Annotated in this window: 13 protein-coding genes; 9 read left to right on the top strand and 4 right to left on the bottom strand. The window is 37.2% G+C overall.

Features of this window, described 5'->3' with window-relative positions; translation table 11 throughout:
- Positions 1-175: 175 nt before the first annotated feature.
- The 3 genes from ACS5L2_RS08220 to ACS5L2_RS08210 form a co-directional block, all read right to left on the bottom strand.
- A complete protein-coding gene (locus ACS5L2_RS08220) occupies positions 176-1,777 on the bottom strand; it encodes a sodium:solute symporter family protein (protein ID WP_459201520.1) in 1,602 nt (533 codons plus the stop codon).
- Positions 1,778-1,969: a symporter small accessory protein gene (locus ACS5L2_RS08215; protein ID WP_459201519.1), complete on the bottom strand. Its 192-nt coding sequence runs from the start codon at positions 1,967-1,969 to the stop codon at positions 1,778-1,780.
- Positions 1,970-2,302: 333 nt separating this feature from the next.
- On the bottom strand, positions 2,303-2,839 hold the full coding sequence (locus ACS5L2_RS08210; RefSeq protein ID WP_459201518.1) for a CDP-2,3-bis-(O-geranylgeranyl)-sn-glycerol synthase: 537 nt from the start codon (positions 2,837-2,839) through the stop codon (positions 2,303-2,305).
- 696 nt (positions 2,840-3,535) lie between these two features.
- On the opposite strand from ACS5L2_RS08210, the gene ACS5L2_RS08205 reads away from it, so the two are divergent.
- From ACS5L2_RS08205 to comE, 9 genes are all read left to right on the top strand, one after another.
- The gene (locus tag ACS5L2_RS08205; protein ID WP_459201517.1) at positions 3,536-5,512 is read left to right on the top strand and encodes a 4Fe-4S binding protein; all 1,977 of its coding nucleotides are present in this window, start codon (positions 3,536-3,538) and stop codon (positions 5,510-5,512) included.
- A 204-nt stretch (positions 5,513-5,716) separates the two neighbouring features.
- Positions 5,717-6,106 (top strand): F420-non-reducing hydrogenase iron-sulfur subunit VhuD, encoded by a 390-nt coding sequence (gene vhuD / locus ACS5L2_RS08200; protein WP_459202635.1) that lies wholly within the window; start codon positions 5,717-5,719, stop codon positions 6,104-6,106.
- Positions 6,107-6,206: 100 nt separating this feature from the next.
- Entirely contained in the window at positions 6,207-7,073 is an 867-nt protein-coding gene (gene vhuG, locus ACS5L2_RS08195; RefSeq protein ID WP_459201516.1) for a F420-non-reducing hydrogenase subunit VhuG, read from the top strand.
- Positions 7,074-7,113: 40 nt separating this feature from the next.
- Positions 7,114-8,370 (top strand): F420-non-reducing hydrogenase Vhu subunit A, encoded by a 1,257-nt coding sequence (gene vhuA / locus ACS5L2_RS08190; protein ID WP_459201515.1) that lies wholly within the window; start codon positions 7,114-7,116, stop codon positions 8,368-8,370.
- Positions 8,371-8,385: 15 nt separating this feature from the next.
- On the top strand, positions 8,386-8,520 hold the full coding sequence (gene vhuU / locus ACS5L2_RS08185; RefSeq protein ID WP_011171637.1) for a F420-non-reducing hydrogenase selenoprotein subunit VhuU: 135 nt from the start codon (positions 8,386-8,388) through the stop codon (positions 8,518-8,520).
- 88 nt (positions 8,521-8,608) lie between these two features.
- A complete protein-coding gene (gene vhuB, locus ACS5L2_RS08180) occupies positions 8,609-9,796 on the top strand; it encodes a F420-non-reducing hydrogenase associated-polyferredoxin VhuB (RefSeq protein WP_459201514.1) in 1,188 nt (395 codons plus the stop codon).
- Positions 9,797-9,823: 27 nt separating this feature from the next.
- On the top strand, positions 9,824-11,128 hold the full coding sequence (locus ACS5L2_RS08175) for a formylmethanofuran dehydrogenase subunit B (RefSeq protein WP_459201513.1): 1,305 nt from the start codon (positions 9,824-9,826) through the stop codon (positions 11,126-11,128).
- Positions 11,129-11,345: 217 nt separating this feature from the next.
- Entirely contained in the window at positions 11,346-12,014 is a 669-nt protein-coding gene (locus ACS5L2_RS08170) for a HisA/HisF family protein (RefSeq protein WP_459201512.1), read from the top strand.
- Position 12,015: 1 nt separating this feature from the next.
- Positions 12,016-12,573 carry a sulfopyruvate decarboxylase subunit beta gene (comE, locus tag ACS5L2_RS08165; protein WP_459201511.1) on the top strand — a complete coding sequence of 186 codons (558 nt, stop codon included), beginning with the start codon at positions 12,016-12,018 and terminating at the stop codon, positions 12,571-12,573.
- 6 nt (positions 12,574-12,579) lie between these two features.
- Here comE and ACS5L2_RS08160 read toward each other — a convergent pair whose 3' ends face one another.
- Positions 12,580-13,263 (bottom strand): DUF7388 family protein, encoded by a 684-nt coding sequence (locus tag ACS5L2_RS08160; protein WP_459201510.1) that lies wholly within the window; start codon positions 13,261-13,263, stop codon positions 12,580-12,582.
- Positions 13,264-13,266 lie beyond the last annotated feature (3 nt).

Here is a 13,266-nt window from a genome sequence, read left to right as displayed (position 1 = left end):
ACTTCCAAAAAAGATAATTTTTTTTCAAAATTGAATTAAAACAACTTTTTATTTTCGCTTTTTTTAATTCATTACATAAATACCGTAGAAATATGAAAATACTAAATTTAAAACGCTATTATGGATTCAATGATTAGTTAACATCGTACATAAAAAATAAAAAAAATAAACGAAGTTAAATTCCTTTAAAGCACTTTTTAAGGTGTTCTTCTGAAGGTGCTTTTGTTAGGAGACTTACTATTACCGTTAAAATAAATGCAAGCGGCAGGGAAATTACCATCGGGTCTACATAAGGCCAGGGCATTGCAGAAATTAAAACATCGCTTCCAATTAACAGTTTTGAGATTCCAAGCGCTGCTGATTCTTTTTCGTGAATGAATAGTAAACAGAAAAGGCTTACAAATGTGCCCGTTAAAATACCTGCAATTGCACCTTCTTTTGTAGTTCGTTTCCAGAAAAGTCCCAGTGAATATGCCGGTAAAAACGCAGCACTGCAAAGTCCAAAGAATAATGCAGTTCCTCTTGCAACGATTCCACCAGGAAGTATGTATCCAAGGATAACTGCAATTATAATTGCTACGATAATTCCAAATCTCGTGATAATTACAGAATCTAATCCTTTTTTACCGCAGAGTGTTTCATAAACGTCCCTTCCAATTGAAGTTCCTTGAGCGTGGAACTGGCTTGAGATAGTGGACATAGCAGCTGCAAGTAATGAAACCAAGAATATGTAGATAAACCATTCTGGCATCGCTTTGTTGATATATAATGGCATTATACTATCGCTGTTTCCTGTGGGGAATGCATCTGAAACTGTTGCACCAATCGAGAGAACTCCTTCGGTATTCATGAAGTAAACATTTGAAAGGGTTCCAACAACGTATGCAGTACCTGTCGCAATTAAAATGAAGACTGCACCAATTAAAACAGCCCTATTTAATTCCCTGTTGCTTTTTACAGTCATGAATCTGACAACAAGCTGAGGCTGTGCTAAAACTCCGATTCCAACACCTAAAATTATGCTCGAAACAATCGTCCACCACATTGGAGAACCAAATGTTGGCATCGAAGTCCACCCTGCATGTCCGATACTTGCAAGGTTTGCCGGAACTAACCCTGACATATTTGAAATTGCTTGGTGAGCAGTAGTAACTCCACCAAGGATATCATAAGTCATGTAGAGCAAAAACAACATTCCAAAAAACATGATTGTTCCCTGAAATGCATCCGTGTACATTACACCTTTTAAACCGCCCATTACAACGTATACTGCAATAATTACTGAAAATACAAGCAGTGCAACGTCAAATGAAACATTAAGCGTGGTTTCTATAAACCTTGCAGCACCAATCAAAACTGCTGCGGCATAAATTGGCATTGCACAAAATATCAAAAGGCCGGAAAACCACTGTATAAATTTACTTTCAAATCTTTTTGCTAAAAGTTCGGGAAAGGTAAGCGCATTTAAGTTATGACCCATTTTCCTAGTTCTTTTCCCGAAAAATACAAATGCTATAAAGATACCTAAGAAGATATTTAGAAACGTCAGCCAGAGTAAACTCATACCAAATAGGCCTGCGAATCCACCAAATCCTACAATTGCAGCAGTACTGATAAATGTAGCACCGTAGCTCATTGCCATTACAAATGGGTGGATTTTTCTACCTCCAACCATGTAGTCTTCAGCACTGGATGTTCCTTTCCAACCTTTGTATCCAAGGTATCCAACAACTAACAAATAGATTAACACAATCACGTTTAGAAGAATGATATCCATTTAGACCACCGTCCCGATTTCATCTTCCATCTTTTCTTCTTCTTTTTCCCATTCTATTTCTTCTTCAATTTCATCAGTTTCGGTTTCTGAACCTTTATTCCAATTTAATGCCCCGTATACCACACATAATAGCGTACTCAGAATGCAGAGCACGTATGCACTTAATACATAAGGGTCTGAAATGCCTAACATGAAACACCTCTTGAAAATGGATAGTCGTGCAATATGATGTAATCGACTATATAAACACGTTATAAAACTTTTATAAACTATATACGCAGTATTTTTGGTTAAACTGACGTTAACAATACTGGAATAAAACAAAACCGAGATACCCAAATCTAAAATGTTTTTCTGTACTTTTAAACAAAGCATACTTGATTATTTTGAAAATGGATATCTGATTCATAAAGATCTCTTTCGGACTTTACTAAACTTTAATTTTGCCACAAAATCCCTTTAATATTTTTAGTATATATAAATTATTGAATTTGTTAGATTAAAAAAATAGAAATTTGGTTGAAATTACCACCATACTTTTTTTAAATGAAGTTTATATGCGATTATATTCGAGGAAAAATGGATTATCGGGGAAATTACAAGTAAAAGTACCACGATGTTTGTAGGCACTGGATAAAGTGAATATGCAAATAACAATGCAAATATTATAAACGTTATCTGGTCTAATACTGGAGCAGACTGTCCTTGTTTCAATTTAAATCTTCTTTTTATAAAGCTTCCAATCATATCTCCAAAGAGAGCGCCAGTTGCAAGTAAAAAGCTCAAAATAATGTAGCCTGTTAGCCCGTAGTTAAAAGCTGACTCTGGATTCATATATAATATAACAATAAAATGCTGTAAAATTCCAGTAATTATTCCAAAAAGTATTCCAAAAAAAGTGCCCCTGTACGTTACACCATTTCCAATAATTCTATTTCCATCGAAAAAAGTTTTTCCAAAATCAACCGGTCTTCCACCGCCTAAAATACAAGGAACCGCATTAGCTACATATGCAGGCAAAATATACCATATGGCGCTAAATAACAATAAAAGTAAATCCATGAAATCCCTCGCATATATGAAATTGACATTTAGCATACTATTTTTGTACACTATTTAAAGATTACTTCTATAAAAAAGTCGCCAAGTTATTTTTCAAAAATATAAAAAAATTGGAGGGGTAAGAAATAGGGGGGTGGTTTATGTAAAGTATCGATAGTTATTAAAATAGAACGGGGAGGGGTTATGTTTTGTAAATTGTTATGAGTATATTACGGGTAGTTAAAAGAGTCTTTTAGTTATGTGAGGGGTGGGAATGGGATTAGGAGATAAACTCTCCTACACGGTGTTATCAGTAGTGAAGTGGGGGTATGAGGGGGGTTTAAAATAACAATCTCACTACTGTCCCACACCGTGCAATCTATACATTTCAACTTTAGATATATAAATCTAACGGTCTCGTTAGTAAATTTGAACATATAGTAATACTCGTTGACCCAATGCTTATGTTAGATATTATTTTTTAATAATCCGACGTTTTTTAGGGCGATTAAAAATTTAAAAGTACCATATTATAAAATCTAATATATATTCTGCCATTATGCTACATATTAATTAACTGTTTTTAAAGTCCCATATTATTTTTTCTAATATTAATGGGGCCCATTAGCAATTTCAAGAATGTATCTTTTTATAAGCAGGTGAGTGTAGTATAAATGTATACCAATTACCTTACTTGTTATATGTGGAGGTGAATCCATGAGTGACCCCAAAGTGGGTGTATTCGTCTGCTACTGTGGTGCAAACATCAACGGTGCAGTGGATTGTGAAGCTGTTAAGGATTTTGCTTCTAAATTAGACGGAGTAGTGGTTGCAGCTACCTACCCGTTCATGTGTGCTGACCCCGGTCAAGGTCTTATTAAAGACGCGATCAAAGAGCACGGATTGGACAGGATAGTTGTTGCAGCATGCACGCCTAAGATCCACGAGCCAACCTTTAGAGGTTGCCTACACGATGCGGGCTTATCCCCATACTACCTAGAGTTTGTAAATATTAGAGAACATGACGCATTTGTCCACATGGGCGATGTAAAAGCAGCAACAAACAAAGCATGTGAAATGATTGCTGGTGGAGTAGAACGAGCTAAGAAATTAGAAGATGTTCCTCAAAAAGTCGTAGAAGTAGATAAAAGCTGTATGGTTATCGGTGCAGGTATTGCAGGTATTCAATCTGCGCTTGACCTTGGTGACCAAGGCTTCAAAGTTTACCTCGTAGATAGAGACGAGTCAATCGGAGGAAGGATGGCGCAACTTGCAAAGACTTTCCCGACAGATGACTGTGCAATGTGAATTCTCGCACCAAAAATGGTGTCAGCAGCTAACCACCCTAACATTGAATTAATTACATTTGCTGAGATTAAAAATATTGATGGTTACATCGGAAACTTCGATGTTACAATCGAGAAAAAACCAAGATATGTTGACGAAGACATATGTACCGGATGTGGTGCATGTGCAGCAGCATGTCCAATAGAAGTGCCTAATGAGTTTGATTTAGGATTAGGTACAAGGAAAGCAATTTATGTTCCATTCCCACAAGCAGTTCCATTACTTTACACAATCGATAAAGAACACTGTATTGATTGTGGACTTTGTGCAAAAGTTTGCTGTGCAGAGGCAGTAAGATACGATCAGAAACCTCAAGAACTCAAAATCAATGTTGGTACAATTATTACCGCAACAGGATACGATGAGTTCGATGCAAGCAGAAAAGAAGAGTATGGATACGGAGTTTATGACAACGTAATTACAACTCTCGAAGTTGAAAGGATGATTAACCCTGCTGGTCCAACCCACGGGCACGAAATCAGACCAAGCGACGGAAAAGCACCAAAAAGATCTGTATTTATACAGTGCGTTGGTTCAAGAGACGAGAAAGTTGGAAACCCATACTGTTCAAGAGTATGCTGTATGTTCGCATTGAAAAATGCACAGTTAATGAAAATGCACGACCCTAGTGCAGAAGTTTACATCTGCTACATGGATATCAGGGCTTTCGGTAAAGGGTACGAAGAGTACTACAAGAGAGCTCAGGACCAGTTCGGAGTTAAATTCATTAGGGGAAGACCAGCTAACATTTTCGAAGATCCAGAAACTAAAAACTTGACTGTGAGAGTAGAAGACACCCTCATGGGAGAAATTTTAGAGATCGAAGCTGATTTAGTTGTTCTTTCAGCAGGATTAGAAGCTAAAAAAGATGCCGGAGAACTTGCTAAAATGCTCGGTATCGATAGGGGTCCAGAAGGATTCTTTAAAGAATTACACCCTAAATTGGCACCAGTTAACACGAAAGTTGATGGTGTTGCAATCGCAGGGGTCGCTCAGGGACCAAAAGATATTCCAGACACAGTAGCACAGGCAAAAGGTGCCGCAAGTGCTGTTGCAATTCCAATGTCACAAGGTCAGTTCAAGATCGAAATGATTAGGGCAACAGTTAACGAAGAAGTATGCGGTGGCTGTAAAGTATGTGCTTTAATGTGCCCATATAACGCAATTACTTACCAAGAAAAAGACGGTCACCTCGTAGCAATAACTGATGACGTTGCATGTAAAGGATGTGGTTCATGTGCTGGAGCATGTCCAAGTGGTGCAATGCAGTTAAGGTACTACAGGGACGAACAAGTTATCAGTGCAATTGACGGTATATTAGCAGCCGCAAAAGCATTAGAAAAATAATTTAAGCACAAGGAACAGGGAATGAACTATTAAATAAACTAATTATCTATCAAAATTAAATTCTCAGCAAATTAAGTTAGGAAAGGTGTTAATTCATATCATATGATGAACAACCCGAAGGCAAATGCCAGGGGAGTTCTGATGAGTCACGAGTTAAATTTAATTAAAAAATTAAAAAAGGGATACATTATGGCAGAACCCGTAATCATTGCCTTTGGATGCTACCAGTGAGGGTATTCTGCAGCCGATTTGGCAGGTACAAGCAGAATGCAATATCCAGCAACTGTCAGACTTATTAGAGTGCCATGTACAGGTAAATTTGACATTACCTACGCATTAAGGGCATTCCAGAAAGGTGCTGACGCAGTATTCGTTGCAGGATGTAAACCACACGAATGTGCATTCGATGTTGGAAACTTCAAAGCTGAAGAAAGGGTTAAGTTTGGAAAACAGGTCTTAGAAGAACTCGGAATCGGTGGCGAAAGACTTGAAATGTTCTTCATGTCAGGTGCTGACGCAGGTAAATTTACCGAAGCAGTTAAAGAAATGACTGAACGAGTTAAAAAATTAGGACCTAACCCAATCAAAGCGTAAGATCGATTAAAAAGAGAATGAATTTTGTGGGGAACCATACGGACTCACAAAAGGACTGCCCTCTGTTTAGGGAAATTTTTACCAATCACAAGGTGATTAAATGGCAGATAAAGTTAAGGTAGGCATTATACAACTCTGCGGATGCTCTGGATGCCATATATCACTACTTGATTTACACGAAGGCCTTTTGGACGTTCTTCCAGCTTTGGAAATTGTTTACGCTCCAATCATTGCCGACGTAAAGGAAATTCCTGATGTGGACGTATTCTTAGTCGAAGGCGGAGTAAGAAGCGAACACGATGAACACTTAATTCATGAAATCAGGGAAAAATCAAAAGTAGTGATTGCATGGGGTTCTTGTGCAGCTTTCGGAGGTATTCCAGGACTTGGTAATCTGTATACTCCAGAACAAATCAAAAAAACAGCTTATACAACTGTTTCAACAGAAAATCCGGGAGTTATCCCAACTGATGGGGTTCCTGAGTTACTTGATACAGTAAAACCTATAACTGAAGTAGTTAAAGCAGATTACGTAATCCCAGGATGTCCTCCAAAACCAGCATTGACCGCAGGAGCAATTGTTGCATTATTAGATGGAAAAGACCCAGTATTACCTACAAAAATTGTATGTGATGACTGTCCAAGAACAAAAGAGAATGTATTCCCAGAAAAATTCAAGAGGTCCTTTGAAGGAACTCCTGACCCTGAAAAATGTCTCTTTGAACAAGGATACACATGCATGGGTATGGCTACAAGAGCAGGCTGTGGCGCAATGTGTCCATCAGCAAACATGCCTTGCAGGGGATGCTACGGTAAAACCGATGAAACTTTGGATCAAGGGGCAGCAGCTGCAAACACTTATGCAAATGCAGGTCCAGCAGCGCTTGAAATCCCAGATAAGGTTGCAACACTAAACAGATTCACGTTACCTGTTGCTCTGGTATCCAAAAAAATCCAAAAAGAATAATCTAACAATTTCAAAAAATATAATTTAGGATGGTGACTCTATGGGTAAGGTTACAATCGAACCTCTATCCCGTTTAGAAGGGCACGGTAAGGTTGCAATAACCTTAGACGATTCGGGAAAACCAACAGATGTAAAATTACATATTACTGCCCTTAGAGGTTTCGAACAGTTTGTTGTAGGACGACCTGCAGAGGAAGTACCAAGAATAGTACCAAGAATTTGTGGAATTTGCCAGACTCCACACCACTTGGCAAGTGTTAAGGCAGTAGATGCCGCATGGGATGCAAAAATACCAAGTACTGCAGAAAAATTAAGAGAATTAATGCACCTTGGAAATATGATGCATTCTCACGCACTACACTTCTATTACTTGGCAGCTCCTGACTTTGTACTCGGTCCTGATTCAGATCCTGCAGCCAGAAACATTATCGGTGTTATTGGCGCAGCTCCTGAAGTAGCTAAAAAAGCAATTGCAATGAGAAGAGTTGGCCAATCAATTGTTGAAACAATTGGTGGTAGAGCAATTCACCCTGTCACGGGAGTTCCTGGTGGGGTAGCTAAAGCATTGAGCGATGAAAAAAGAGATGAATTATTAAAAGAAATGGATGCAATGATTGAATTTGGCCAAGAAGGCATCGCTCTTATCAAATCACTCAATGAAAAATACATGGATGTTGTAAAATCTCTTGGTGTAATCGATACCTGGTATTTAGGTATGGTAAAAGACGGTAAACACAACTTCTACGGAGACACTTTAAGATTCATGTCCCCTGATGGAAAACAAACAACCGACTTTAAACCTTCAGAATACCTTGAAAACATCGGTGAACACGTTGTAGAACACAACTACGTTAAATACCCATTCAACAAAAAAGTTGGATATCCCGAAGGATTATACAGAGTAGGCCCATTAGGAATGCTCAACGTATGTGACTCAATGCCTACGCCTCTTGCCGAAGAAGCTAGAAAAGATTTCGCAGACACTTTCGGAAAACCAGCAAACCAATCACTCGCATACAACCATGCAAGATTGATCGAATTACTCGGTTCATGTGAAAGAGTCAAAGAACTTTTAGAAGACTCAGAAATAACTTCAACAGACATTAAAGCAGAAGTTGAACCAAAAGCAGGAAATGGTGTTGGTGCGATTTACGCTCCAAGAGGTACATTATTCCACAATTATGAAACAGATGATAAAGGAATCGTTGTTAAAGCAAACATGATTGTAGCTTCAACACATAACGTACCTACCATGGAAAAAGCTATCCAACAAGCTGCAGAAGTTGTCTTCAAATAAGCAACGGTGGTAAAGATGGTAGACGAGGCAAAATTAAACTTGATCGAGATCGTGCTAAGAGCATACGATCCATGATATTCATGTGCAGCGCACATGATTGTAAAAGACGAACAAGGAAAAGTTCTCCTTGAAGTCAAAAAAGAAGAATAAAAATTCTCTAACCGAACCCAAAACGGGAGGCTAGAGAAACCTTCAATAGAAGGCCCCATACCTTTAAAAATTTTTCGGGGGTTGTCATTTGGCAGGAATATCTATTCAAGAGGATGCTTGCCTTGTGTGTAATGCCTGTGCAAAGGCATGCCCGACAGAGGCAATAGAGATTGCCCCCTTCAAGACGTGTATCCAGTGCTTTAGTTGTGCTACTGCATGTCCTACAGGGGCATTAGTTGTAAAAGATGGAAAATTAGTTTTCAATGGAAGTAAATGTGATTTAGATGGAGCATGTGCAAAAGCATGCCCTCAAGGAATCAAAAAAGTAGATGACAGATTCCCATACTCCAAAGGACACTGTGTTCTCTGTGAAAAATGTGTTGATATCTGCCCTGCTGAAATAATATCACTTCCTGGAAAAGCTGAAAAGCCTAAAAAAGAAGTAATCATTCCACAAGAACCAATCGCAGTTACAAAAGACTGTGTAGCTTGTGGCGTATGTGTTCCAGAGTGTCCGGTTGATGCAATATCCATTGAAGATATCGCAGTAATTGACACAGACAAGTGTATATACTGTACTGTATGTTCACAAACCTGTCCATGGAACGCAATCTTTGTAGCGGGAAAATTGCCTCAAAAAAGACAAAAAACAATCAAATCTTTCACAGTTAATGAGGAAGAATGTATTGGTTGTGAAAAATGTGTTGAAGCATGTCCTGGTTCAATGATTGAGTACAAGGGTGAAGCTTTAGGTGTTAAATTACCAGTTGCATGTCCTGCATGTGGACTCTGTGTAGAAAGCTGTCCAGTTGAAGTTATTAGCTTGGAAGTTGAATATGCAAGCGCAAAACCAGTTACTGACGAAGGTTTAGTCTGGTTGGAAGATAAATGTGCATACTGCGGACCTTGTGCATTGAAGTGTCCAACAGGTGCAATAAAAGTAGTTAATCCGAAAGGATTGGAATTACCTTCAAAGAAAAAAACCGAAAAAGCAAACGAATTCGCAATGTGCATTCGATGCGGTGCTTGTGCAATGAAGTGTCCAACTGGCGCTTTAAAAATGGGCAAAGTGGTTCACGAAGGTAAGGAATACACGAGAGTTGAATTCAGCCCTGCATTATGTAATGAATGCGGTGAATGTGTAGACGTATGTCCACAGAAAACACTGGAACTTACCGGTGATGACAAAATGCCTCTCAAAGGTTACTGTGTAATGTGCTTGAAATGTATCGAAGCATGTAACAAAACCAAAAAAGAAGCATTAACATTGAAATAACCATTCCCATTTTTTTGGGTGATAAAAGTGGAAGTGTTTAAAAATGTCGTATGTCCATTCTGTGGAACTCTTTGCGATGATATCGAAGTTCTTGTAGAACACAACCATATAGTTGGGACCAGAAATGCATGCAGAATCGGAAATGCAAAATTTATGCACTTCGAGGGCGCTGTAAGACATGAATCCCCTCTCATGAGGGAAAATAAGAAAGATGACTTTAAAAAGGTTGACTACGAGACTGCGACAGAAGAAACCGCAAGGTTACTCGTCGAAGCAAAGTTACCACTCATTTACGGGTGGAGTTCTGCAGAATGCCATGCACAACAATTAGGTGTATTATTGGCTGAAAAAACGAAAGCTATTGTGGATAACACCGCGAGTGTTTGACACGGGCCTTCGCTTTTAGCCGTACAGGATGTAGGATACCCTGTTTCAACATTAGGAGAAACTAAAAACAGAGCAGACGTTGTCTTGTTCTGGGGTTCAAACCCAATGCATGCTCACCCAAGACACATGAGCAGGTACTCAGTATTTCCAAGAGGATTCTTCAGGGAAAGGGGAAGACAAGACAGACAGATGATTGTAGTAGATCCAAGAAAAACGGACACTGCAAAACTCGCTGACATTCACCTCCAAGTGGAGCCTCATAAGGATTATGAGCTTGTAAGTGCTCTTAGAGCTGCAGCAAAAGGATTTAATATTGAAGCTGAACAAGTAGCTGGTGTTCCAACGGAAACCATCTACGAAGCAGTTGATATCTGTAAAAATGCCCAGTTCGGTTCACTCTTCTTTGCGATGGGTGTAACGATGAGCAGGGGAAAACACAGAATTATTGACAATGCTATTCAGTTTGTAATTGATATGAATGCATATACTAAGTTTGTATTGACTCCAATGAGAGGACACTACAACGTTAACGGATTCAACCAGGTTTCAACCTGGGTTACAGGATACCCATACGGTGTAGACTTCTCAAGAGGATACCCAAGATACAATCCTGGAGAAACTGCTTCAAACGATGTATTGCAGAGAGGAGACACCGACATGATGATCAATGTTGCATCAGATGCAGGTGCACACTTCCCTCAAAAAGCAGTACAGCACATGGCAAAAATCCCGCTTGTATGTATCGATCCTCACGAAACTCCATCATCTGTAATTTCTAATATTGTACTTCCTCCAGCAATAACTGGACTCGAAGTTTCAGGAACTGCTTACAGAATGGACGGTGTTCCAATCGAACTAAGAAAAGTCATCGAAGCTCCTGAAGGAATGCTTTCCGATGCAGAAATAATGAAAATGTTGATCAAAAAGGTCGACGAAATGAAATAATTAAATTTCGGTATCCTACGACTGAAGAAAATAACTCGTTGAACGGAAACCATTTTTGGACCTTTCAACAAAAATCTCTTTTTAAATTATTTATTTCAAAATTAGTTCGGTTTTTGAAAAATCTATTTTAATTTATAACTCATAGAAAAATTATATAATTTACAAGTTTGAAAGTTCATTTTTAGATTTAGTTATTATTTATATTACAGGTGTTTTTATGGAAATTATACCGGTTATTGATTTAATGAATGGTTTAGCAGTTTCTGGAAAAAGCGGAAACAGAAAAGAATACGTCTCCCTAAAATCTGTGTTATGCGAGTCTTCATATCCTATTGATGTAATTAAAAAATACAAAGAAAATGGGGCAAAAAAAGTATATATTGCAGATTTAAACTCGATAATGGGTACTGGGGACAATTTTGAAATTGTAAAAAGTTTAAATATATTTAAAATTGTTGATTTTGGAGTTACTGATAAAAAAGATTTAGAAAACGCTAAAAAATACTCTGAAATGGCCATATTGGGAACTGAAACTTTAAACGATATTTCAATTTTAAAAGAAGAAAATATTATTTTAAGTCTTGATTTTAAGAATGGAAAACTTTTAAATTATGATTTAGATGAAATTTTAAGTGAAATCGATAAAAAAACGCCTTTAATAATATTAGATATTTCATCAGTTGGAACTCAAAAAGGAATTAACGTAGAATTAATAAAAAATATATTGGAAAGAACCGATAATCCAATATACATTGGCGGCGGAATTAAATCTGAGGATGATTTAAAAATTTCAAAGGAACTTGGAATTTCTGGAGTTTTGATTGGAACTACGATACACAATGGAAAACTCGATTTAAAAAAAATAATTCAAAAGTACGGGGAATAGTATGGAACTTACGAGATATGAAATTATTAAAATTTTAATGGAATACGTGACCGATGAAATAGTTGTTTGTAACATCGGAATTCCAAGTAAAGAACTCTTTAAAATTAACGACAGGGAAAAAAACTTCTACATGTTAGGATCGATGGGTTTGTCATCATCCATCGGACATGGATTAGCACTTTCGGTGAATGAAAAGGTAATTGCAATCGATGGTGATGGTTCAGTACTGATGAACATGGGCTCTCTTGCAACAATTGGAAAAACCGCTCCAAAAGATTTTTTACTGTTAATTGTTGACAACTGCGCTTACGGATCAACTGGAAATCAGGAAACTCATTCAACCTGTACCGATTTATACCAAGTTTCAAAAGCATGTGGAATAGATTCAATTGGCGTATTTAATGAAGAACAGCTTAGGGATGCAGTTAAACTTGCATTAAATGAATCTGGTACAAAAGTAATTGTTGCAAAAGCAAGACCTCACAACGAAAACGTTCCAAACATAAATCTCGTTCCAACTGAAATAAAACACAGGTTCATGAATGCGATAAAAAAATAAAAAAAGTTATTTTCCCAAAAATTTATTTTTAAAGTTTAAAATATTTTCATAGTCCTGATTTATTGGATATCCAACGATAATACGGTCTTTAAATTTATTCAAATCTTCATTTTTCAAATTTTCAAGTGAAACTATGAAATCTTGCCAGTTTCCGTGATAATTTTCACGCCTTCCAAGATAGTTTTTCATAGAATTTAAGATATTTTCATCCATTTTTTCAACATATGGTATATAAATTGCTTTTTTAGATGAAATTTCAGGATTTTCACAGCCATAAACATAGTAAGAAATTAAATCGTTTTTTTCGATAAAATTTTTCACAATATTTTCAACGCCTTCAGTTCCAACCCAAATTTTATTTTTATAAGTTACTGCCTTTTCTAAAATATCTATAATCCTTGTTTTTTGGAAATTCGCTTCTTTTTCTGATAGATATGCGCGATTTCCAAGAACAACGCATATATCAAAATCATATGAAGCATATTTTTCTAAAAGTTCAAAAGAATCCATTCGTTTACTTTGAACAGTTAAAACTGCTTTTTTCAAATATTCAAGAATACTTTCGTCTAACAAAGTAGTTTCAGCATCTATAACGTGATAATCAAAAGATTTTGAAACATTTCTGTTTATTTCAAGCAATTTTTCATAATCATAATTGATTTTAGTCAGCTTTGTTGCAATTGCAAGCATTTT

The organism is Methanococcus mangrovi, assembly GCF_054506835.1.
The sequence above is the reverse complement of the archived record's forward strand: the minus strand, read 5'-3'. Positions and strand labels throughout refer to the sequence as shown.

What these genes read in the sequence shown, in the direction of transcription:
- ACS5L2_RS08220 (WP_459201520.1), bottom strand. Translation starts at nt 1,777, where the DNA reads ATGGATATCATTCTTCTAAACGTGATTGTGTTAATCTATTTGTTAGTT.
- ACS5L2_RS08215 (WP_459201519.1), bottom strand. Translation starts at nt 1,969, where the DNA reads ATGTTAGGCATTTCAGACCCTTATGTATTAAGTGCATACGTGCTCTGC.
- ACS5L2_RS08210 (WP_459201518.1), bottom strand. Translation starts at nt 2,839, where the DNA reads ATGGATTTACTTTTATTGTTATTTAGCGCCATATGGTATATTTTGCCT.
- vhuG (WP_459201516.1), top strand. Translation starts at nt 6,207, where the DNA reads ATGGCAGATAAAGTTAAGGTAGGCATTATACAACTCTGCGGATGCTCT.
- vhuA (WP_459201515.1), top strand. Translation starts at nt 7,114, where the DNA reads ATGGGTAAGGTTACAATCGAACCTCTATCCCGTTTAGAAGGGCACGGT.
- ACS5L2_RS08170 (WP_459201512.1), top strand. Translation starts at nt 11,346, where the DNA reads ATGGAAATTATACCGGTTATTGATTTAATGAATGGTTTAGCAGTTTCT.
- comE (WP_459201511.1), top strand. Translation starts at nt 12,016, where the DNA reads ATGGAACTTACGAGATATGAAATTATTAAAATTTTAATGGAATACGTG.
- ACS5L2_RS08160 (WP_459201510.1), bottom strand. Translation starts at nt 13,263, where the DNA reads ATGCTTGCAATTGCAACAAAGCTGACTAAAATCAATTATGATTATGAA.